This is a genomic window from Streptomyces sp. NPDC007088 (genome assembly GCF_042869355.1).
Lineage (GTDB): Bacteria > Actinomycetota > Actinomycetes > Streptomycetales > Streptomycetaceae > Streptomyces.
Map to the genome: position 1 here is coordinate 117,126 of NZ_JBIAFO010000003.1, position 21,722 is coordinate 138,847.

The following is a 21,722-nucleotide window of genomic DNA, read 5'->3' on the forward strand; positions in this document are numbered from 1 at the left end:
GTGTCGGCGCCCCGGCCGCGCCCCCCGGGTGTCGGCGCGGCCAGGATTCCTAAGTGGTAAGGTTGATTACCTAAATGCTTTAGGTTCAGTCGTGCGGCCCCGGACCGGGGGCGCCGGATCGAGGGGAGGGTGAGCGTGCCACGAGCAGGGCTGAACGCGGAGCGGCTGGCGCGGGCCGGGGCGGAGCTGGCCGACGAGGCCGGGTTCGACAAGGTGACCGTGCCGGCGCTCGCGCGGCGTTTCGGTGTCGCGACCGCGAGCCTGTACGCGCACATCAGGAGTTCCCACGACCTCAAGGTGCGGATCGCGCTGTTCGCCCTGGAGGAACTGGCCGACCGGGTAGCCGACGCGGTGGCCGGACGGGCCGGCCGGGACGCCCTGCTCGCCTTCGCCGGGGCCTACCGCGCGTACGCGAAGGAGCACCCGGGCCGGTACGCCGCCACGCGCCTGCCGCTCGACGCGGAGACGGCGGCGGCCAGTGCGGGCGTCCGGCACGCGCGGATGACCCGGGCGATCCTGCGCGGCTACGAGCTGGGCGAACCGGAGCAGACGCACGCGGTACGGATGCTGGGCGGGATGTTCCACGGCTTCGTCAGCCTCGAACTGGCCGACGGCTTCAGCCACAGCGCGCCCGGGGCCGAGGAGAGCTGGACGTGGATTCTCGGCTTCCTCGACGCCCAACTCAGCGAGCGCGCCCCCCACTGAGCGCCCGCCCCCTGTCCTTCCGGGGACCGAAGGGCCCAGGGGCGCAGGGGCCCAGGGGCGGAAGGGCCCGGGGCGAAGCCCCGGAGCCGAAGGGCGCGCACCCCCTCCCCTTCACCGAACCCACCCGGCGCACCGACCTTCGAACCCACCGGCCCCCGACCGGCCTCGGAACCCACCGGCCCCCGACCGGCCTTCGAACCCACCGGACTCACCGGACCCAACGAACGCACCGAACGCACCGAACGCACCGAACTCACCGAACGAGCTGGGAACATGACCGCCGATTCCGCACTGATCACCACCCCCGCCGCTCCCGGGCTGCTGCGCGGCGCCCTCGGCTTCGAGTACACCGCGCACGGACTGCTCCCGCACCGGCTGCCCGAGGCGGCCAGGTGGCAGATCCCCGACGAGCAGCTAGCGATGGCCGAGTCGCAGCCCTCCGGGGTGCGCGTGGCCTTCCGCAGCCGGGCCACCGTCGTGGAACTGGACACGCTGCCCACCAAGCGCGCCTACCGCGGGGCGCCCGCCCCGGCCGAGGGGGTGTACGAGCTTCTGGTGGACGGCCGGCTCGCGGGGCGGGCCACCGTGCCCGGGGGGCGGCTGCGCCTGATCGACATGGCCACGCAGGAGGCCGAGATCCAGGAGGGGCCGCCCGGAACGGCGCGGTTCGAGGGGCTGCCTCCCGGCGACAAGAACATCGAGATCTGGCTGCCCCACAACGAGACCACCGAGCTGATCGCCCTGCGCACCGACGCCCCGGTCGAGCAGGCGCTGCCGGACGGGCGCCGGGTGTGGCTGCACCACGGCAGCTCGATCAGCCACGGCTCCAACGCGGCCACGCCGAGCACCACGTGGCCCGCGCTGGCCGCCGCCCGCGGCGGGGTCGACCTGATCAACCTGGGCTTCGGCGGCGGCGCGCTGCTCGACCCGTTCACGGCCCGCGCGATGCGTGACACGCGCGCCGACCTGATCAGCGTGAAGATCGGCATCAACATCGTCAACACCGACCTCATGCGGCTGCGCGCCCTCGGGCCCGCCGTGCACGGCTTCCTCGACACGATCCGCGAGGGCCACCCGGACACCCCGCTGCTCGTCGTCTCCGCCGTCCTGTGCCCCGTCCACGAGGACACCCCGGGGCCGCTCGCGCCGGACTTCAGTGACGGGACGCTGCGGCTGCGGGCCACCGGAGACCCGGCCGAGGTCGCCTCGGGCCGGCTCACCCTGAACGTCGTCCGGGAGGAACTCGCCCGGATCGTCGCGCTGCGCGCCGGCCGCGACCCGAACCTCCACTACCTGGACGGCCGTTCGCTCTACGGCGAGGCCGACTACGCCGAGTTCCCGCTCCCCGACGAGATCCACCCCGACGCGGCCGGTCACCGCCGTATCGCGGAGAACTTCGCGGCCTCGGTCTTCGGGCCACGGGGGCCGTTCGCATAGGGGCGGGGGCCGTACCCGTACCGGGGCGCTCGCTGACCGCCGTCCTCCGCGTGTCCGGTGGTCCGGTGCGCCCCGGACACGGGCGGCGCGGCCGCGTACCGCCGGAGCGCGGGATCGGGATTCACCGGCCGGCCAGGAAGCGGAGGTAGGACTCCGGGTTGAGCGGGTCGCCGTCGGTGCGGGCGCGGCGCGGGGGCAGTCCGCGTACCGGGCGGTCGCGGCCGGGGCGGGACCACAGGGCGCCCTCCCCGCCGGTCAACCCGGGCAGCGCCGCCGTGAGTTCCCGCACGTCGCCGACCGGGACCTCCGCCGTGACGGTCCAGCGGTCCCCGCTCTCGCGGGTTTCGCCGATGTCCGCGCCGAGCGCCGCGAGCCGCCCGGTCACGGCGCCGAGGGCGTCCCGCGGCACCTCCGCCTCCACCGCGCGGCACGGTGCGTACACCCGCGTACCGGCGCGGTCCAGGGCCCGCAGGAGGACGAGCGGGGTGAGGTGGCGGAAGTCGGCGGCCGTACTCAACGGCGCCGCGTACCCGGTCCGGGTCAGGGTCACCACGCAGTCGGTGACCTCCCAGCCGTACAGCCCCTGCCCGAGCGCGCCGAGGGCCGTCTCCTCGATCGCGCGGTGGAAGGCCCGGGGCAGGGTGCCCCACTCCGTCTCCCGCGCCCAGCGCACCCCGCTGCCGTACGGCGCCGGGTCCACGCGCAGCCCGACCGTCGCCCAGAACTCCTCCGGCCCCGGGCCCAGCTCCCGTACGGCCTCGCCGGTCGCGACGGGCCGTTCGCGGTACACGGGGGTGACCGGGGCGAACTCCACCGCGAGGCCGAACTCCCGGCGCAGCCGCTCAGCGAGCACCTCGCGCTGCACGGCGCCGTGCAGGAGCACGGACAACTCGCCGTCCGCCGTAATCCGCGTCCGCACGAAGGGGTCCTCCTCGGCGAGCGCGGACAGCGCGGAGTGCAGGGCCGCGCCCCGGCCGGGACCGGCGGGACGCACGACGGCCTCCAGTCCGGGCGGGGCGAAGCGGAACACGGGGCGGCCGGGGCCGGGCGCGCCGAGCCGGTCGCCGACCCGGACCCCCGGCACACCGCGGAAGGCCCCGATACCGCCCGCGCGCAGGTCCCCCTCGTCGCCGACGACGTCGAGACGGGTGAGGCGGCCGGTCACCGGGGCCGTGGAGCCGTCCGGCTCGTCGCGGTGCAGCACGACCCGCTCCCGGGCGCGCAGCCGCCCGCCGAACAGCCGCACGTAGGCGGTCTTCTCGCCGTTCGCGCCGCGTTCGACGGCGAAGACGGTGCCGCGGGCGGGGGCGTCCTCGTCGGCGTCGGGGGAGGGCAGGAGGGTGGCGATCGCCTCGCCGAGGTGGCGGATGCCGGTGCCGGTGAGGGCGGAACCGAAGCACAGCGGGTGGACCAGTCCGGCGGCGGTGTGCCGTACGAGCGCCGCGCGCACCTCCTCCTCGGTGGGCGCGGGCCCGTCCACGAGCCGGGAGAGCAGCAAGTCGTCGTGCGCGGCGAGCAGTTCGGCGGGCGAGTGGTGCCCGGCGGACGACAGCGGCAGCGGCAGGGAACGCGCGGCCGGGGTGCCTGCCGCGCTCGTGGTGGCGAGCGGGATCACGTACGGGGCGAGCCCGCGCCGGATGTCGTCGAGCAGCCCGTCCTCCCGCGCGCCCGGCCGGTCGATCTTGTTGACGAGGATCAGGGTGGGCAGCCGCAGCCGGCGCAGCGACTTCATCAGGACGCGGGTCTGCGGCTGGACCCCTTCGACGGCGGAGACGACGAGGACGGCGCCGTCGAGCACGCCGAGGGCACGTTCGACCTCGGCGATGAAGTCCGGGTGGCCCGGCGTGTCCACAAGGTTGACGCGACGGCCGCCGACGGTCAGCGGTGCGACGGCCGAGCGGATGGTGATCCCGCGTTCGCGTTCGAGTTCGCCGCTGTCGGTGGTGGTGTTCCCCGCGTCGACGCTGCCGAGCGCGCCGAGTGCGCCGTACTCGAACAGCAGCCGCTCGGTGAGGCTGGTCTTACCGGCGTCGACGTGGGCGAGGACGCCCAGGTTCAGGGGGAGCGAGGGGGTGGTGGTCAAGGTGGTCCTCGGAGATCGGAGAGAGAGCGCGGGGCGTCGTGACTGCTCCGAAGTGACGGCGCATGGCTCTCTTCCTTCCGGTCGCGTCGCCGGTCGGCCGTGGTGTCGCGAGGTGGTGCTGCGACCTGACGGCGGTGCGGCGGTGCGGCGTTGCTGTGTTCCGAGGACGGCCCCGGGGGTCCGGGACCGGTCGGGCGAGTGGAGGGGTGGGTGGGGACCTCCCCTGGGGGCGGCGCACCCGCGAGACCGGCCCTCCACCGGGGGAGGGCCGGTCTCGCGGGCGGACGTTACCGCAGGGCGGGGCGCGGGGCGCGGCAATTTCCACCGGGCCGGATGCCCTCGTCGTCCGCCGGAGTGGTGCCTGGCGGTACCTGTGGTGCCGGTGGTGCCGGTGGTGCCGGTGGTGCCGGTGGTGCCGGTGGTGCCGGTGGTGCCGGTGGTGCCGGTGGTGCCAGAGGTGCCAGAGGTACCTGTGGTGCCGGAAGTGCCGGAGGTGCCGGAGGTGTCCGGCGATGCGGGGCCGCGCGGCGTCAGGCGCCGCGCGGCGTCAGGCGTCCGTCTCCTGGCGCGTCACGGGGAGGGCGCCGCGGCGCTCCTCGTTGATACGCCGGGCCTCCTCCAGCTGGTCCTCAAGGATGACGATGCGACAGGCGGCCTCCACGGGCGTTCCCTGGTCGACCAGTTCGCGGGCGCGGGCGGCGACGCGCAACTGGTAACGGGAGTAACGGCGGTGGCCGCCCTTCGAGCGCAGCGGGGTGATCAGGCGGGCCTCGCCGATCGCCCGCAGGAACGCCGGGGTGGTGCCGAGCACTTCGGCGGCTCGGCCCATGGTGTAGGCGGGGTAGTCCTCGTCGTCGAGACGGTCGAAGGAGTTCTCCGCTGTCATCTGCACCTCGTCCGCTTCTCGTCCGTCTCGTCCGTCTCGTTCATTTCACTCATTTCGTTCATCCGGTTCGTCTCGTCCCACACATTCGCCCCTCTGGCCGGGCCTCTGACCGGGCCTCTGGCCGGGTCTCCGGCAGGGGAACGCGTTGAGGGGCTCCGGTGCCGTGCGGCACCGGAGCCCCGAGGGATTGGAACACCATCCGCCGGCCTACTGCGGGGCCGGCCTTCTCATTCCGCTTCGTCTCCCGAAGGAGGGGGACGTGTGCGGGGATCGCGGTTGCGTGACCGTGGGACCACCTTCCGTTCCGGGGCCTGCGGTACCCGGGGCCGCTATGTCCTCGCCCCGGGCGATCCTGATGGCGTCTGCCTCCTTCTTTCCTCGTCCTGTCAACGTGATGGGTACCGCGTACTTCCGCGGCGGCTCCTGTCGAGCCGCCCGGCCCGGCCGTCAGCGAGGGGACCCCGGTGTCTCTCCGGCCCCGCCGCTCCACCACCGTGCCGACCTGCTGGTCCTGCGTGCGGGCAGTTCGTGTCTGCCGCGCCTTCGTGGATCTCTGGCTACGAGGAAAACGCTAACCCCATGGAGCGCCGCATGTCTACTCCCGCCACGACAGATTTACCGAACGGGTGAATGACGGTCTTCTGCCGTCGTCGGTCAGTGAAAGCGACACTGGAAACACGCGACCCCGAGGCATGGCATGGGCCGGGGCGGGGAAGACGAGTCGGCCCCCGCGGGTCGGCTGGGCCCCCGCGGGTCGGCTGGGCCCCCGCGGGTCGGCTGGGCCCCTGCCAGTCGGCTGGGCCCCCGTCGGCTCGGGGAAGTGGAGCGGGGCCGGGGCCCGGACGCTCCGCGTCCAAAGGCTCCGGCCCCGCGGTGGTGGCCTACGCGTCCAGGTCGGACATGTCCAGGACGAACCGGTAGTGGACGTCGCCCTCGGCGAGGCGGTCCAGGGCGGTCTCGATCTCGCTTGAGGGGACGATTTCGACATCGGCCGTGATGCCGTGCTCGGCGCAGAACTCAAGCATCTCCACGGTCTGCCGCAGTCCTCCCGTGCCGGAGGAGGTGAGCTTCTTGCGGCCGGCCCCCAGTTCCCAGAGCCTCGGTCCGGCCAGCAAGGGGTTCCCGAGGACGCACAGGGTCGCGTCGAGGCCGAGCATGCCGATGAACGGAGTGAGCTCGTGGTCGGCCGGAACGGTGTCGAGGACGAGATCGAAGCGGCCCCGTGCGGCGGCGATCTGGGAGTCGTCAGTGGTCACGAGCAGTCCGGTCGCCCCCAGGGCCAGCGCGTCGCGTTCCTTGGCCGTGCTGCGGCTGAGGACGGTCACCTCCGCTCCCAGCGCGGTGGCGAGCTTCACCGCGATGTGACCGAGCCCCCCGAGGCCGGCGACCGCCACGCGGCTGCCCGGTCCCACACCGGCGGCCCGCAGAGGCTCCCAGACGCTGACCCCGGCGCACAGGAGCGGCGCCGCGGCGGCGGGGTCGAGCCCGTCGGGCAGGTGGAACGCGAACTTCTCCCGCAGGACGTACTCGCGGCTGTAGGCACCCTGGGTCGGGGTGCCGTCGACGCGGTCGGTGCCGCCGTAGGTGGTGGTCGGACGCTGGTAGCAGTAGTTCTCCTGACCGGCCTCGCACATGGCGCACTCGCCGCACGAGTCGATGATCGTGCCGATGGCGACCCGCTCGCCGACGGCGAAGCCGGTGACCTCCGGGCCGGTGGCGAGGACGACACCGGTCGCCTCGTGCCCGGGAACGAGGTCCTTCTCCCCGAGCATCCCGTGGATGCGGTGCAGGTCGCTGTGGCAGACACCGCAGAAGTCGATCCGCACGGCGATGTCGTCGGGGCGCAGATCACGTCGCTCGACGGTGACGCGTGTCAGCGCGTTGGTGGCCGGGTCGAGGCTCTGCCAGCCGGTCGTGGTCCTCATGGCAGTCCATCCCTTCAAAGCGGAATCTGTATTCACTTTAACATGAAGGTGAATGCGGATTCCGTTTTGGTATCCTGGGGACGATGACCTCCCAGGCGAGCCCTCGGGCGAACTCCTCGAAAAGCCCTCGCGCACCGCGCCGGGACGCGCTGCGCAACGACGCGATCATCGTCAACGCGGCCCGGACGGTGTTCGCGGAACAGGGACCGCAGGCGAGCATGGAGTCCATCGCCTCCCGCGCCGGCCTCGGCGTCGGCACGATCTACCGGCGCTTCCCGGGCAAGGACGCCCTCCTCGACGCCATAGCGCGCCTGTTCACCCAAGAGATCGACCAGGCTGCGGCGGAGGCGCTCGCAGCCCCGGAACCAGGCACCGGGCTCGAACAGTTCCTCGACTTCGTGGGAGCCTTCAACGCGGAGAAGCGCCGCTACGCGTCATCCCTGGCCGACCGCGTCCCCGGCGACGACGAGGTGAGCACGAGGACAGCGGACCGGATCCGACGGCTCGTACAGAGGGCGGTCGCCTCGGGGTATCTCACGCGGAACGTGACCGCGGACGACATCAAGGCCCTCATCGTCGCGATCCCGGGAGTGGTCGCCGCTTCACCAGACGGCGACGACGCACCGTGGCGTCGTTTCGTCCGCGTCCATCTCGCCGGACTTCGCGCCGAACGATGACGTAGGCCGGCCCCGCGATCGGCCGAACCGTGCGGCGCGAAGGACCTGCCGTCGCGGGGGAGGACCGGGGAGGGAGGGCCGGGGAGGACCTTTCGTCGCCGGGACCGCACGCTCCGGGCATCTGGCCCGTGGCGGCCGGGGCCTTTGCCGCGTCCGGCGCCCTTGCCGCGTCCGGCTCCCCTTCACCGCCTGATTCGCCGTCTGATTCGCCGTTTGATTCACCGGCTGACGACCTGACAATCGGACCGCTTGTCCGCTGCCTCCCACGCTCGTGCTCCCTACGGCTGGGCCGCCGCGTGGAACACCGCCGACGCCTCCCCGCGCGAGCTGACGCCGAGTTTGCCGAGGATGTTCGCGACGTGGAACTTCACCGTGGACTCGCTGATGTGCAGGTCCTCGGCGATGACGCGGTTGCGGTGGCCGCGCGCGAGACGGCCGAGCACCTCCAGTTCGCGGCTGCCGAGCGCGGCCAGGGGTTCGGCGGGGGCGGGCGGCGTGCTGCCCAGCGGCAGGCTCGCCGTCACCGTGGTGCCCCAGCCCGGCACGGCGTCGATCTCCAGCCGGCCGCCGAGCGCTTCGAGGCGTTCGCGCACACGGTGCGGGCCCAGCCGGCACAAGGTCAGCTCGCCGGGCCCGTCGTCCCGTACCGTCGCGCGCAGGCTGCTCTCGGACACCGTCCAGCCGACGTGCACCCGGCCGACCGTCTCCTGTTCCAGCACCGTCAGGACGAGGGCGCGGACCACCGCGCGCGCCACGTGCGCGACCGTGTCCGGCAGCGGCCGGTCCGTGGCTGGCGGGCCCAGTTCGAGGCGGACCGGGCCGTGTCGCAGCAGGGGCCGCAGCGAGTCGGCGAGCCGGGTGAAGGCCCGGTCGGCGGGCTCCTCCACGAGGGCCTGGTCGAGTTCGCGTTCCGCGCGCAGGTCGACGAGGGCGCTCGCGGCCAGGTCGGTGGCGCTCGCGCGCGCCGCGCCGTCGTCCAGCCCCCGGCTGCGCAGGACGCCGAGCAGCGCCGACAGGGTGCTCGCGTGCGCCTCGGACAGGGCGGCGAGCACCCGGGCGCGCTCCCCGGCGGCGGCCCGCGAGGGCGCGAGCTGCCCCGGCACGGCCTCGGTGGCCAGCCGGTCGTAGTGGCTCGTGACCACGTCCCACAGCGCCTGCACGACGGTGCGGACCGGGGCGGGCACCTCCGCCTCCGGCGCGTCCTGCCGTACGAGGACGAGCAGCGCCCCGCGCGGGGTCGCGTCGCTGACCACGGCGAGGACCGGGCGCCGCACCCCGCCGAGCGCCAGCTCTCCCTGCCAGGGCGCCCCGGCCGGTACGTAGGAGAGCAGCGGGCCGAGCGCGGCGGCGGTGACACCCGAGGTGAGCGCGGTGTCCCCGGCTGTCTTCACGGGGGAGTGCGCGCAGTGCGTGGCCAGTTCGGCCGCGGCCGCGTGCGGGACGAGGTCGCGCAGGACGCGCGAGAGGGCCGGCAGGATCTCGCCCAGCGGCTGCCGCAGGACGTCGTGGACGGCGGACAGCGTCCGCGCCGCCGTGTCGGTTCCGGTAAGTCCCATGCCGTTCAGGCTAAGCCGGGACCGCGCGCGGACGGCTGTCCTTCCGGACGGGGCGGACTGTCCGAAAGGCGGGCCGGACAGGGGGCCGCCCCCGGGCAGTCTTGGGGGTGCCGCGTCCGGCAGGGATACGGCGGGTACCGCTCCGCGTCACGCGGTCACGGCTCCGGGCGCGGCGAGAAGGAGACAGTCATGCGAGCGAGTGTGTTCGAGGAGTTCGGCGGGCCCGAGGTGCTCGGGGTCCGCGAGGTCGAGCGGCCCGTCCCTGGCGCCGGGCAGGTCCTGGTCCGGGTGGTCGCCGCGGGAGTGAACCCGCTCGACGGCAAGATCCGGGCCGGCCGGATGCGGGAGGTCTTCCCGACCTCCCTGCCGGCCGTCCCCGGCCAGGAGTTCTCGGGGGTCGTCGAGACCGTCGGCGAGGGGGTGCGCGGGGTCGCCCCGGGCGACGAGGTCCTGGGCTGGGCCCTCGGCGGTTCCTGGGCCCAGTACACGCTGACCGAGAGCTGGGTGCCCAAGCCCGCCTCGCTGGACTGGGCCGCGGCGGCGGCCCTGCCGGTCGCGACGGAGACCGCCTCCCGCGTCCTCGGACTGCTCGCCCTCGCCCCCGGCGAGACACTGCTGCTGCACGGGGCGGCCGGAGCGGTCGGCACGGTGGCCGTCCAGCTCGCCGTCGCCGCCGGTGCGACGGTCGTCGGGACGGCCTCCCCCGCCAACCACGCCTACCTGCGCGAGCTGGGCGCGGTTCCGGTGGCGTACGGGGCGGGGCTGGTGGAGCGGGTACGTGAGGTGGCCCCGCAGGGTGCCGACGCCGTGTTCGACGCGGCGGGCCGGGGCGCGCTGCCCGACTCGCTCGAACTCCTCGGCGGCAGCACCGGACGGATCGTGACGATCGCCGACACGGACGCCGCCACCTACGGCGTGACCTTCTCCGCGAGCCGCACCGGCGACCCGGGCCCCGGCCTCACCGAGCACGCGCGACGCGCGGCCGAGGGCACGCTCGTCCTGCCGGTGGCGCGCGAATTCCCCCTGGAGGACGCGGCGGAGGCGGCGGCCGAGAGCGACGCGGGACACGTGCGGGGCAAGCTGGTGCTGCGGATCGCCCAGGCGTGAGGAACGGGCCGCCCCGCCGCGCTACTGCGGTTTCCGCGCCCGGGGGAGTAGACCCGCGGGGCGCCCGTGCCCCCGGCGGGAAGGGGAAGGGCCCGCCGCCGCGCTCGTGCGAACACTCCAGGCGCCGCCCCGCGCCGGCGGACGCGGTCGCGACCTTCCCGCGCCGGCGGACGCTGTCGCGACCTCCCCGCGCCCGTGCTGCCACCGCGCGGTGCGGCTCGCGGACGGCGGCTCGCCGACCGTGTGCGTGTGCGGGTGGTCGAAGAAGGCGGGCGGCCCGCGCGTGCTGTGAGGTCCTCCCCGACGGTGCGGCCGTCCTCACCGGGCACGTCCCTGGCGGGGGCGCCCGTCGTCCCCGCCAGGGACGTCCCCGGCCCCGGGTTAGGGGGCCTAACGAAAGCTAGGATGGGAAGCGAGGACGGCGGGCGTGCGGGGCTGTGCGGTGGCCCGGCCCGGCATCCGCGTGCGACGAGGAACGGACCCCTTCCCATGACATCGAGGACGCCGAAGGCGACGGCACCGCCGAGGACGCCGAGCAGTCCGAGGGACCGCTACCGCGAGCAGACCCGCGCCGAGATCAAGCAGACGGCGCTCGCGCAGCTCGCCGAGGGCGGCGTCGAGGCGGTCGCGCTGACCCGCATCGCGAAGGCCATGGGCCTGTCCGGCCCCGCGCTCTACCGGTACTTCGCCGGTCGCGACGAACTCCTGAGCGCTCTGATCAGGGACGCCTACGACGACGCGGCCGCGGCGGTCGAGACGGCACGGCAGTCCTGCGCGGGCCGCCCCGCCGCCGTACAACTCACCGCGCTCGCGGACGCCTTCCGCGCGTGGGCCCTCGCCCAGCCGCACCGCTACCTGCTGATCGCCGGGTCCCCGGTGGCCGGCTACCAGGCGCCGCCCGACACGGTGGACCGGGCGCGGGGCGCGCTCGGCCCCTTCGTCGGCGTCCTCGCCACGTCCCCCCGCCCGGCGGCGGAGTCCGGCGCCGACGCCCCGCTGATCGCCGAGATGTCCGCATGGGCGGCCGCCACCCCCGCCGTACGCGAGTGGGCCGCGCGGTACACCGGAGCGGAGGCGTCCCCGGAGGCGGTGGCCACGGGCCTGGCCGGGGCTCTCCTCGCGTGGGCGCAGGTGCACGGCACGGTGAGCCTGGAGGTGACGGGCCAGTTCACCGGCATGGGCCACGACCCGGCGGCCCTCCTGCACGCCCAGACCGAGGCACTGGCGGAACGGTTCCGGCTGGCGCGGGAGTGACCGGGACAGCGGGCGCGGTGGGGCCCGACTCGACCCGCGAGGTGGCGGGTTCGGCCCGGACCGGCGGCCGCGGCGACGGGCAGGGCGACTGCGTCGAGGCCGCCGTCCTCGGCGGCGGGCGTGTGGCCGCGCGGGTCAGAGGGAGCGGTCGCGGCAAGGCGACGCCGGCCCCGTCCGGGTGCCCCTTCTCTCTGACGGCCCCTTCTCCCTGACGGCCGTTTCTTCCCAACGGCCGTTCGCGGCGCGGGACTCGCAGGACGGTGGGCGCGGGCCCGTGCTCGTGGCCGCCGCCGTGTGGTGGGCCCGGTACACGGCGGGCCCGGCGCACGTCTTCCTGAGACGGTGGGCGCCGCGCGGCCCCCGTACGCCGTGCGCGGAAGCGCTCGTCCCCAGGCGGCGGGCGGGCGCCTCCGCCGCCCCGACCCGCCCCTGGTGGCCCCTGTATCCTCCGACCATGCCGCCGCAAGCCCCCTCCCACCAGCCCGGTCCGGCTCAGCGTGGGCTGCTGACCGAGCGGATCGCGCGGCAGCTGGAGCACGACATCCGGACCGGGGAGATCCCCGTCGGCAGCAAACTGCCCTCGGAGCGGGAGCTCTCCGCGCAGTTCGGCTCCAGCCGCAACGTCGTCCGTGAGGTGCTGCGGAGGCTGGAGGCCCAGCACCTCATCGAGGTCGCTCCCGGGCGCGGGTCCTTCGTACGGGAGCAGACCTCCGGGCAGGCGCGCGGGTACGACGCGCTGTACCGGGCCGGACGGCCCACCGTGCGGCAGCTCATCGAGGCCCGGCTGCCCCTGGAGGCCGAGACCGTACGGCTCGCGACGCTGCGGGCCACCGAGGCCGATATCGAGGTCATGCGCGCCGCCGTCGACGGGCTCGAAACCGCGACCGACGTCGTCGTGAAAGCGCGGGCCGACCTCGACTTCCACGACGCCGTCGCGGCGGCCGGCGGCAACCCCGTACTGCGGATCATGCTGTCCTCGATCAGCGGCATGATGTTCGAGATGATGCTGCGCTCCAACTCCGACCCGTCGATCGCCGAGCCCGGAGTGCCGCACCACCCCGAGATCCTCGCGGCCGTCGAGGCGCGCGATCCGGACCTCGCGAGCGAGCGGATGCGCGCCCACCTCATGCTCGGACTGCGCACCTACGGCGCCGACCTGGACGTCCAGGTCAACGTCATGGCCCGCCATCACATCGAGACGTTGCTCGGGGAGTCGGGGAAGCCCGGCGAACGGCGCGACGGGAGCGGGGCCGGGGCCGGTGGGGGGAGCGGGGCCGGTGGCGGGAGCGAGGCCGGGACCGGTGGGGGGAGCGGGGCCGGTGGCGGGAGCGGGGTCGGTGGCGGGAGGGGGGACGGCGGCGCGCGCTGAACGACCCCCGCCGTCTGTCGCTGGACCGCCCCCCCCGCTGTCCGTCAGGGGGAGCTGTCGGCCGCCGCCGGTCGCCTCGCCGGGAACGCGTGGCCGCGCGCGAGGACCACGACCAGCAGGGCCGGTGCCAGGAGCGCGAGCACGCTCCACGGGAAGGACAGTGGTCCGAAGCGGCTCAGGAGGAGGCCGCCTACGGCGCCCCCGACACCCATGAACCCGTTCCACACCGTCACCAGCAGCGGCTGCGCGCCCTCGCCCCCCGCGTCCGTGACCGCCGTCTGGAGCAGCGTCGAGACGGCTCCCCAGCCCAGGCCCCAGAGGATCGTCGCGACGTAGACCAGGGCTCCGTACCCGGCCGGTGCGGCCAGGATCGCGGCCCCGGTGGCGAAGAGGACGGTGCTCGCCAGGGTCAGGGTGCGCGGCCTGCGGTCGACCTGGGCGCCCGTGACGACCACGCTCACCAGCGAGGCCAGCCCGAAGACCAGGAGGATCAGGTCGACGGAGCCCTTCATGCCGTGCGCGTCGAGGAAGGCCGCGATGTACGTGTACAGGATGTTGTGCGCCAGCACGTAGGCCGCGACCACGAACAGGACCGCCTTCACACCGGGGCGGGCGAGGGCCCGCAGGACCGGCTCCCGGTTCGCCCCGCGACGCCCCGGGGCGTCCGGGACGGACACGAGAATCCAGCCGCCCAGAGCCGCGCCGAGGACCGCGACCAGGGCGAACGTCGGCCGCCAGCCGAGCGCCCCGCCGAGCAGCGTCCCCAGCGGGACACCGAGGGACAGGGCGAGCGGGACGCCGGTCATCGTGACGGCGATCGCCCGGCCCCGCAGACGCGGCGGCGCGAGACGGCGCGCGTAGCCGACGAGCAGCGCCCAGACGAGGCCCGCCGCCACGCCGGAGACCCCGCGGAACACCAGGGTCAGCGCGTAGGCGGGGGAGACGGCGCTGACCAGATTGCCCGCCGAGACGAGCGCCACGGCGCCCACGACGAGCCGTCTGCGCGGCCACCTCGCCGTCAGCGCGACCAGCGGGATCGCGGGGAGCGCCGTCGCGAGCGCGTACACGGTGAGCGACTGCCCCATGGCGGACTGCCCCACCGACAGGTCCCGGCTCATCTCCGGCAGCATCCCGGCGGGCAGCGCCTCGGTGAGGATCGCCAGGAAGGCCGCGCTGCCCAGGGCGATCAGCGCCGCCCACGGCAGCCGTCCCGGCTCCGGCCCCGGCTGCCCCCGTCCCTCCTGATCGCCCCGCTCCCGCTGCTGTGGCTGTGGCTGTGCTGGTGGCTGTGTCCGCCGCGTAGTCATGGCCGTATGCTCAAACCCTGCCATCGGTGTGAGGGTCAAGCCGGCCCCGGGTGAGGTGGGTCATATGCGGATCGGTCAGTTGTCCGAGCGGACCGGCGCGTCGCCGCGACTGCTGCGCTACTACGAGGAGCAGGAGCTGATCGGCTCCCGGCGCTCCCCCAACGGGTACCGCGAGTTCGACGAGGCGTGCGTGGACAAGGTCCTCCAGGTCAGGGCGCTGATCGACATCGGTCTGCCGACCCGGGTGATCCGGCGCGTCCTGCCCTGCCTCGACCGCCCCCGGGACATCCACTTCAGCGACGCGACGCCGGAGACGCTCGCCACGCTGGAGCGCGAACGCGACCGCATGGCCGAACGCATCCGCTGCCTCGTCAGGAACCGGGACGCCATCACCGCGTACCTCGAAGCCGTACGTCTTGCCGGGCGGGGCACGCCGCACGCGCCACAGGGCGGGGAGCGGGTGGACGGGGCAGGCGTGGGGCGGCCGGACGAGTCCGACGGGGCGCGCGTGGGCTAGCTAGTCCTCGTCCGCCGGTGCCCGGGGCGGCGCGGAGAGCGGCGCCGGGGGCGGTACGGGCGGCGGGTGCGGAGGGCCACGGCGAGGGCGGCACCGTGGGTCGTGGCCTCGGAGAACAGTGTGCCGGGGTCTGGTCACCGGCTTCTCTCTCCTGTTAGCGTCCCGTCGTCCGGACCCACTGGTCCTACCAGTTGGACCGGGCCTGACCGGAGACCGAGAGAGACGAGGACAAGGATGTCCACGAGGCGTCAGTCCCCCAGCCGTCGCACCCTCAGCGGCCCCGCCCCGAGGCTCCGTTCCTTCGGCCGGCTGACCATGGGCGTCGCGGGCGGGGCCGGGCTCGGGGCGGTCGGCGCGGACGCGCCGACCGGCGGGAGACGGCCCGCGCACGCGCCGCTGCGGATCATGGCGATCAACCACGTGTGGTCGCCGGCGGTCAGGAAGCGGATGAAGGCGTTCGAGGCTTCGGGGAACGGATCGGGCGCCGCGTCTCCATGACGCCGCTCGCCGCCGACCGGCTCGCCAGCAGCTACAGCGTCAAGCTCAACGCCTCCGGTACGGACGTCGAGGTCATGAGGGTCCGGGCCCTCCAGGAGCAGCCGGTGTTCGGGCACACCGGGTGGCTCGCCGATCTCAGCGACCGCGCCGGGGGCGAGAAGTCCTTCCGCCGGGGCGACGTCCAGCCGGAAGGCGCCGCCAAGGGCTGAGCGGGCTCTCCTCCTCGTCATCTCCTCCCTGTCCCGCGCTCCTCGTCCCACGCGCTCCTTGCCCTGTCCCGCGCTCCTCGCTCTGCCCCGCCTGCTGTCTGTCCCCCTGCTCTCGTCCTGTCTCCCCGATGCCCCTGAGACGGCCGCCGCGCGCGGCCGGAAAGCGAATGCCATGAAGATCGTCGACGCGAAGGTCGTCGTCACCAGCCCCGGCCGCAACTTCGTCACCCTGAAGATCACCACGGACGAGGGGCTCACCGGTCTCGGCGACGCCACCCTCAACGGCCGCGAACTCGCCGTCGTCAGCTACCTGCGCGACCATGTCGCCCCGCTGCTCATCGGGCTCGACCCGCACCGGATCGAGGACACCTGGCAGTCCCTGTACCGGGGGGCGTACTGGCGGCGCGGCCCCGTCACGATGGCCGCGATCGCCGCCGTCGACGTCGCCCTGTGGGACATCAAGGCCAAGGCGGCCGGGCTCCCGCTCTACCAGCTGCTCGGCGGCGCGAGCCGTGACCGCGTCGCCACCTACGGCCACGCGAGCGGCCGCGACATCCCCGAACTCCTCGACTCCGTCCGCGAGAAGCTGGCCCTCGGCTACCCCGCCATCCGCGTCCAGACCGGCGTGCCCGGACTGAAGACGGTCTACGGCGTCGGGGGCTCCGCCGCGCCCGAGGCGGCCGCCCCCACCGCGCACCCCCGCCCCGTCATCGAGGACTGGGACACCGCCGCCTACCTGCGCCACCTCCCCGGTGTCTTCGAGGCCGTACGCGCCGAGTTCGGCCCCGAACTGCCTCTGCTGCACGACGCGCACCACCGCCTCACCCCCCTCCAGGCCGCCCGGCTCGGCAAGGACCTGGAGCCCTACCGGCTGTTCTGGCTGGAGGACTGCACGCCCGCCGAGAACCAGGAAGCTCTGCGCCTCGTACGCCGTCACACCACGACCCCGCTCGCGATCGGCGAGGTCTTCAACACCGTGTACGACTACCAGAGCCTGATCACCGAGCAGTTGATCGACTACGTGCGCTCGGCCGTCACCCACTTCGGCGGGGTCTCGCCGCTCAGGAAGCTGTTCGACTTCGCCGCCCAGTACCAGATCAAGAGCGCCGTGCACGGGCCCGAGGACATCTCCCCGGTCGGCATGGCCGCCGCCGTCCATCTCGACCTCGCCGTCCACAACTTCGGCATCCAGGAGTACTCCGGCCACACCCCGCTCACCGACGAGGTCTTCCGCCACGCCTACACCTTCACCGACGGCCACCTCCACCCCGGCGAGACCCCCGGCATCGGCGTGGAACTCGACGAGGGACTCGCCGCCGCCCACCCGTACGCCCCGGACTACCTCCCGGTCAACCGCCTCCAGGACGGAACCGTGCACGACTGGTGAGGGAGTCGCCGGGGCGGTCCTCTCCTCGCCGCTCAGCCCTCGCTCGCGATGGACTCGGGGACCAGGAGGTGCCGGGCGCGGTGCTCGGCACCGGGACCTGACGGATCGGGTGCGGAACGGGCGGGGGTCGAGGGGCCGGGGCCGGAACGGGCGGGGGGCGAGGGATCGGGGCCGGAACGGGCGGGGGGTGAGGGATCGGGGCCGGAGGGGCGAGGGCTCGGGGCGCCGGGGTCTCTGCGGGTGTCCGGGACCCGGTGGTGCCCGTCGCTCCCGTCCGCGCGCCGCTCGGCGGCGCGGTGGTGTGCGCAGGCGGCGCAGTCCTCGAACCAGGCCGGCAGCACCCCGGGGTGTGCCCGTACGACGTGCTCGGCGAAACCGGACTGCGACAGCGCCGGCCAGTCGCTGTACGCGGCGGCGTCGGCCGCCACCGGATCGGCGCACGCCTCGACCATGTCCACCCGCATCCGGACGCACACGTCGCAGCCGGCCATCCACGGGTGCAAGGGCCACTCCTCGGGGGCGAGCGGGTCCCGGTGCGCCTGGGCGTCCAGGTGGGTCCGGGCGTCCTGGGACGTCCGGCTGTCCGCGAGCGCCTGGGGGTCCGGGGTGGCCTTCGCGTCCATGGTGGCCTTCGCGTCCGGGGTGGCCTTCGCGTCCGAGGGCGTCCCCGCTTCCGGGTGCGTCCCCTTGTCCGGGCGTGCGCCGGCGGCGGGGGACGAGCCCGCGTCCCGATATGCCTCCGCGTCCCGGCGGGTGTCCGGATTCGCTTCGGGCGCGGTGGCCCCGGCGGGCGCGACGTCCTCACCGAGGGCCTCGTGGACCTCGCGTCTGCTCCGGCCGCTTGGTCCCTCATGCCCGCCCTGGGCGTTGTGTCCGGTGCGCCTGTTGTGGCCGTTGTGCCCGTCCTGGTCGTTCACGGCGCCCACGGTAGTGGGTGGCGCGGGCACCCGTGCATCGCTTCCTGATCTTCGTCCACGACTACTCTCCGTGTCTGCCTGCCGGGCGTACCACCCCCGTCTCGTACGCGAAGATCGCCGCCTGGGTCCGGTCGCGCAGCGCGAGCTTGACCAGGATGCGGCCCACATGGGTCTTCACCGTCTGCTCCGCGAGGGTCAGCCGGGCCGCTATCTCCGCGTTGGAGAGCCCGCGTGCGATGAGTGACAGGACCTCCGTCTCGCGTTCGGTGAGGGGCGCGGGGTTCGTACGTCTCGGCGGTGCCTCACCCCTGAGACGAGTGAACTCGGCGATCAGCCGTTTCGTGACGTTCGGCGCGAGCAGGGCGTCCCCGGCGGCCACCACCCGGACGGCCTGGGCCAGTTCGGCGGCGGAGGCGTCCTTCAGGAGGAAACCTGAGGCACCCGCGCGCAGCGCCTCGTACACGTACTCGTCGAGGTCGAAGGTCGTCAGCACGAGGACCTTGGGCAGATGGCCGGGCACCAAGCCGTCGACGGGAGCGGAAACCGGGGCCGGGGGCGTGGTGCGCGGTCCCGGGGGAGTGGGGGTGAACGGTCCCGGCGGGGTTGCGGACGGACCGTTCGGTCCCCGCGGGGCGGACGAGCGGACTCCCGGGGCCTGCGGGGCGGGCGAGCGGACTCCCGGGCCCGGCCGGGCGGCGGTGAGTCTTCGGGTGGCCTCGATTCCGTCGAGGCCCGGCATGCGGATGTCCATCAGTACGACGTCCGGGAGCAGCCGGGCCGCCTGGCCGAGAGCGTCCAGGCCGTCCACCGCCTGCCCGACCACCTCTATACCGGGCTCGGCGTTGAGCAGCACCGTGAAGCCCTGCCGGACCATGATCTGGTCGTCCGCGATCAGCACCCGGACATCGGCTTCGGGAAGGTTCATGCTGGTGGCTCCTCGGGCTGGGCGGTGGAGGGGACAGGGGCGGCGGGGGAGAGAGGAGTGGGGGTGCCCGGGGTGGCGGTGGCCCGGGTAGTGGTGCCGGGTACCGGGGCGGCGGAGGGGGTGGTGCGCGGTTCCGAGGCCGGCAGGATCGCGGCCACCTCGTAACCACCTTCGGGTGTGGGCCCGTTCACCAGTTCACCGTCCAGCATCGCGATCCGCTCCCGCATTCCGAGCAGGCCGTGCCCCGGGCCCGGGGACGGTGCCACGGGCTGGTCGGGAGCGGTGTTCGTGACCCGCAACGACAGCGCCGCCCGGTGGTACCCGAGCTCTATCCGTACCGTCGCGCCGGGCGCGTGCCGCAGGACGTTGCTCAGCGACTCCTGCACGATCCGGTACGCCGACAGTTCGACCCCCGGCGACAGCGCCCGGCGGGGCCCGGCCACCGCGCAGGTCACCTCCAGGCCCGCGCCTCGCACACCGTCGAGCAGCTCGTCCAGCCGTTCCAGCGTCGGCTGTGGGGCGTGCGGGACAGGGCTCGCCTCGTCGGTGCCTGTGGCCCCGTCCGTGCCTCCTCCGTGTGTCCCGGCCCGCAGGACGCCCAGGATGCGACGCAGTTCGGTCAGCGCCTCCAGCGCGCTGCCCCGGATCGAGGCCAGATTCTCCCTCAGCTCCGGCGAGGGGTGCTCGACGAGGTGCGGAGCGACCTGCGCCTGTATGGAGATCACCGACATGTGGTGTGCCACGACGTCGTGCAACTCCCGCGCGATCCGGCTGCGTTCCTCCAGTACGGTGCGGCGCGCGCGTTCCCCGGCCGTCAGTTCCTCCTGCACCACGAGGGCGCCGCGCGCCTTGCGCAGCCCCCGCAGCGCGGCACCGAGGACGGTGGCGGCGATCAGGTAAGGGACGACGCGTCCCACGCTGTCGTTGTACGGCTGCGTCGCCGCCGCCCGGCACAGCAGCCCGGCCAGCACGCTGATCCCGAGGGCCAGCGCCGCCCGGCGCGCTCGCACCCGCAGGGACAGCAGCAGCAGCGCCCCCGCCTGGATCACCGCGCCGGACACGCTCCACGGACAGAGCGATCCCGCCTCCGTGAACACCGGCAGCCGCGCCACCACGACGAACAGCACCAGTCCGCCCCACCACGCGGACACCGGGCGGAACACGCCCGCGACGAGCAGCGCGGTCTGCGCCAGGCCGAACAGCAGGGAGGGGCCCGCCACTCCGCCGCCCGGCGAGTTCAGGTCGTTGACGACGAGCACGGCCAGAAACGGGGCGAACACCGCCAGAGGCATCAGCAGGACCGGCCGCCACGGCGCCTCGCTCGCCGGGCGCCACGGGTCGGCCGGCTCGGACCACAGGTCGGCCCACACGGCACGTACCGCCCCACGAAGCAGGGCCCGCGCCGAACGCGCGGCGCGCGGCGACGGTGAGTCACCCGGCCCGCCGGCCGGCCGGCGGACCCCGGTCGTCGCACTCCCCGCCGCCCCGGTCCGGCCCACCCCGGCCCGCCCCAACCCGGTCCGGCCCACTTCTGCCCGCGTCACCCCGGCCCGGCGCGTCCCGCCCCCGTCCTTCCTCGTCGGTACGTCCCGCACCCCTGCCACCTTCCCCGCGCCGTGTCGGCGCCTCACCCTAGGCATGCCCGCCCCTTTCCGTCCCGGCCGCCGGGTGCCCTTGGCGCACCACCCTCGTCCCACAGCACACTTGACCGGCCATCACTTGTCCCCCGCCCCGAGTCCGGCCCCGCCGCCCCTGCTCGTACGTGCGGAAGGCGGCCCAGCACACCAGCAGGGCGAGAGCGAAGACAGGGAGCCACAGCAGGCGGGCCAGGATCCAGGCCGGGCCGTCCGGCACCGTATGCAGACCGGGCAGCGGGCCGACGAGCCGCAGCGCGCTCACCGTGACCGTCATCATCGCCGTCTGGTGCCACAGGAACACCGTCATCGTCGAGAGGTTCAGCAGCGCCACCCCGGCCCACGCGAGCGGGCGCCGCAGCAACCGGCGTAGCGGCCCCACCAGCAGCAGCGCCCCGCCGCACTGCGCCAGCCCGAAGGCGACCGCGGCCAGAGTGGGCGGGTCCAGGTTGGACACGGCCCCGCCCGGGACCCCGACCATCGAGGCCGGATAGCCGCCGACGCCGACCAGGAGAGCGGTGCCCACCGCGCCGCCCAGGAGCAGGACCAGGCCCGGCCGGCGCCCGTCGAGTTCGCCGCGGGCCCAGCGCGCCCCCAGGCAGTACGGGACGAGCCAGCCCGCCAGGACGTTGACCCCGCCGAGTTCGTCCGCCCACCCGGGCCCCGCCCCGCCGCCGGCCGCACCGAGGCCGAACCGCAGCAGGTCCACGAGCAGGACGACGGCCAGCGGCCACAGCGGGTGCAGTCGTGCGACGAGCGGGGTCACGGCGGTCAGCGCGGCGAACACCAGCAGGAACCACAGGGGGGAGACGACCAGTTTGAGGAGCACGTGCAGCGTGGCCGGCTCCGCCCCGCGGCACAGGGCGACGACTGCCACGACCGCCCATACGACGAGCAGGGCGGCGACCGGCCGGAACAACCGGGCGAACCGGGTGCCGAGCCACCGCCCGTAGGGCACCCGCCGCGCCCGCGCCGACATCCAGCTCAGGCTTCCGACCCGGCCGCCCACGAAGAAGAACACCGCGAGGGTCTGGAACACCCAGGAGACGGGCGTCAGGTACCGCAGGTGCTGGAGAGGGCTCGCGCCGTGCAGGTCGCCGCTGCCGGAGACCAGAGCGGTCACGAGCCAGTGCCCGAGGACCACGCCGAGCACGGCGAGCGCCCGCAGTCCGTCCACCGCACGGTCCCGGTCCTGAGGAGTCGCCCTCTCCACGCGCGCCGCGAAGAACCGCAGCCGGCCACGGAGAGAGGAGGGCAGGGAGGACGGGAGGGGGCACGGAGGCGGGGGTGGGACCGTGGGTGGGAGCGAGGCCCGGGGCGGCGAGGTGA

18 protein-coding genes and 1 pseudogene are annotated in these 21,722 nt (G+C 74.4%); 10 read left to right on the forward strand and 9 right to left on the reverse strand.

Translation table 11 applies throughout. The features are described from left to right. Positions 1-135: 135 nt before the first annotated feature. Complete coding sequence (locus tag ACFYMP_RS06240) at positions 136-705, forward strand: TetR/AcrR family transcriptional regulator (protein ID WP_388851338.1); 570 nt, start codon at positions 136-138, stop codon at positions 703-705. Positions 706-978: 273 nt separating this feature from the next. Next, on the forward strand, positions 979-2,142 hold the full coding sequence (locus tag ACFYMP_RS06245) for a GDSL-type esterase/lipase family protein (RefSeq protein ID WP_388851341.1): 1,164 nt from the start codon (positions 979-981) through the stop codon (positions 2,140-2,142). A 121-nt stretch (positions 2,143-2,263) separates the two neighbouring features. On the opposite strand, the gene ACFYMP_RS06250 is transcribed toward ACFYMP_RS06245, so the two are convergent. The 3 genes from ACFYMP_RS06250 to ACFYMP_RS06260 form a co-directional block, all read right to left on the reverse strand. Next, positions 2,264-4,225, reverse strand: a complete 1,962-nt coding sequence (locus ACFYMP_RS06250; RefSeq protein WP_388851344.1) for a GTP-binding protein — start codon at positions 4,223-4,225, stop codon at positions 2,264-2,266. Positions 4,226-4,772: 547 nt separating this feature from the next. Then, positions 4,773-5,111, reverse strand: coding sequence for a MerR family transcriptional regulator (locus tag ACFYMP_RS06255; protein WP_388852249.1), 339 nt, complete (start codon positions 5,109-5,111; stop codon positions 4,773-4,775). Positions 5,112-5,992: 881 nt separating this feature from the next. After that, positions 5,993-7,036, reverse strand: coding sequence for an NAD(P)-dependent alcohol dehydrogenase (locus tag ACFYMP_RS06260; protein WP_388851347.1), 1,044 nt, complete (start codon positions 7,034-7,036; stop codon positions 5,993-5,995). Between the two features lie 83 nt (positions 7,037-7,119). Here ACFYMP_RS06260 and ACFYMP_RS06265 point away from each other — a divergent pair, with 83 nt between their 5' ends. Beyond that, positions 7,120-7,713 (forward strand): TetR/AcrR family transcriptional regulator, encoded by a 594-nt coding sequence (locus tag ACFYMP_RS06265; protein ID WP_388851349.1) that lies wholly within the window; start codon positions 7,120-7,122, stop codon positions 7,711-7,713. A gap of 278 nt (positions 7,714-7,991) precedes the next feature. On the opposite strand, the gene ACFYMP_RS06270 is transcribed toward ACFYMP_RS06265, so the two are convergent. Beyond that, positions 7,992-9,269 (reverse strand): LuxR C-terminal-related transcriptional regulator, encoded by a 1,278-nt coding sequence (locus tag ACFYMP_RS06270; protein WP_388851352.1) that lies wholly within the window; start codon positions 9,267-9,269, stop codon positions 7,992-7,994. A gap of 189 nt (positions 9,270-9,458) precedes the next feature. On the opposite strand from ACFYMP_RS06270, the gene ACFYMP_RS06275 reads away from it, so the two are divergent. The 3 genes and pseudogenes from ACFYMP_RS06275 to ACFYMP_RS06285 form a co-directional block, all read left to right on the forward strand. Then, entirely contained in the window at positions 9,459-10,376 is a 918-nt protein-coding gene (locus tag ACFYMP_RS06275; RefSeq protein WP_388851355.1) for an NADP-dependent oxidoreductase, read from the forward strand. Positions 10,377-10,865: 489 nt separating this feature from the next. Beyond that, on the forward strand, positions 10,866-11,630 hold the full coding sequence (locus ACFYMP_RS06280; RefSeq protein WP_388851358.1) for a TetR/AcrR family transcriptional regulator: 765 nt from the start codon (positions 10,866-10,868) through the stop codon (positions 11,628-11,630). A 454-nt stretch (positions 11,631-12,084) separates the two neighbouring features. Next, positions 12,085-12,846, forward strand: a pseudogene (locus tag ACFYMP_RS06285) (FadR/GntR family transcriptional regulator); the annotation flags it as partial. A gap of 197 nt (positions 12,847-13,043) precedes the next feature. On the opposite strand, the gene ACFYMP_RS06290 reads toward ACFYMP_RS06285, so the two are convergent. Beyond that, the gene (locus ACFYMP_RS06290) at positions 13,044-14,306 is read right to left on the reverse strand and encodes an MFS transporter (protein ID WP_388851361.1); all 1,263 of its coding nucleotides are present in this window, start codon (positions 14,304-14,306) and stop codon (positions 13,044-13,046) included. A gap of 64 nt (positions 14,307-14,370) precedes the next feature. On the opposite strand from ACFYMP_RS06290, the gene ACFYMP_RS06295 reads away from it, so the two are divergent. From ACFYMP_RS06295 to manD, 4 genes are all read left to right on the forward strand, one after another. Continuing rightward, the gene (locus tag ACFYMP_RS06295; protein WP_388851364.1) at positions 14,371-14,823 is read left to right on the forward strand and encodes a MerR family transcriptional regulator; all 453 of its coding nucleotides are present in this window, start codon (positions 14,371-14,373) and stop codon (positions 14,821-14,823) included. Between the two features lie 234 nt (positions 14,824-15,057). Continuing rightward, positions 15,058-15,321 carry a hypothetical protein gene (locus ACFYMP_RS06300; protein ID WP_388851366.1) on the forward strand — a complete coding sequence of 88 codons (264 nt, stop codon included), beginning with the start codon at positions 15,058-15,060 and terminating at the stop codon, positions 15,319-15,321. Then, complete coding sequence (locus ACFYMP_RS06305; RefSeq protein WP_388851369.1) at positions 15,318-15,530, forward strand: hypothetical protein; 213 nt, start codon at positions 15,318-15,320, stop codon at positions 15,528-15,530. The genes ACFYMP_RS06300 and ACFYMP_RS06305 overlap by 4 nt, the downstream gene beginning before the upstream one ends. Before the next feature lie 172 nt (positions 15,531-15,702). After that, positions 15,703-16,917, forward strand: a complete 1,215-nt coding sequence (gene manD, locus ACFYMP_RS06310; RefSeq protein ID WP_388851372.1) for a D-mannonate dehydratase ManD — start codon at positions 15,703-15,705, stop codon at positions 16,915-16,917. Positions 16,918-16,949: 32 nt separating this feature from the next. Here the strand turns inward: manD and ACFYMP_RS06315 are convergent, their stop codons facing one another. From ACFYMP_RS06315 to ACFYMP_RS06330, 4 genes are all read right to left on the reverse strand, one after another. Next, positions 16,950-17,834, reverse strand: a complete 885-nt coding sequence (locus ACFYMP_RS06315) for a hypothetical protein (protein ID WP_388851375.1) — start codon at positions 17,832-17,834, stop codon at positions 16,950-16,952. 61 nt (positions 17,835-17,895) lie between these two features. Continuing rightward, positions 17,896-18,759 carry a response regulator gene (locus ACFYMP_RS06320; protein WP_388851377.1) on the reverse strand — a complete coding sequence of 288 codons (864 nt, stop codon included), beginning with the start codon at positions 18,757-18,759 and terminating at the stop codon, positions 17,896-17,898. Then, positions 18,756-20,129 (reverse strand): histidine kinase, encoded by a 1,374-nt coding sequence (locus tag ACFYMP_RS06325; protein WP_388851380.1) that lies wholly within the window; start codon positions 20,127-20,129, stop codon positions 18,756-18,758. The genes ACFYMP_RS06320 and ACFYMP_RS06325 overlap by 4 nt, the downstream gene beginning before the upstream one ends. 262 nt (positions 20,130-20,391) lie before the next feature. Then, entirely contained in the window at positions 20,392-21,627 is a 1,236-nt protein-coding gene (locus ACFYMP_RS06330) for an acyltransferase (protein WP_388852252.1), read from the reverse strand. Positions 21,628-21,722 lie beyond the last annotated feature (95 nt).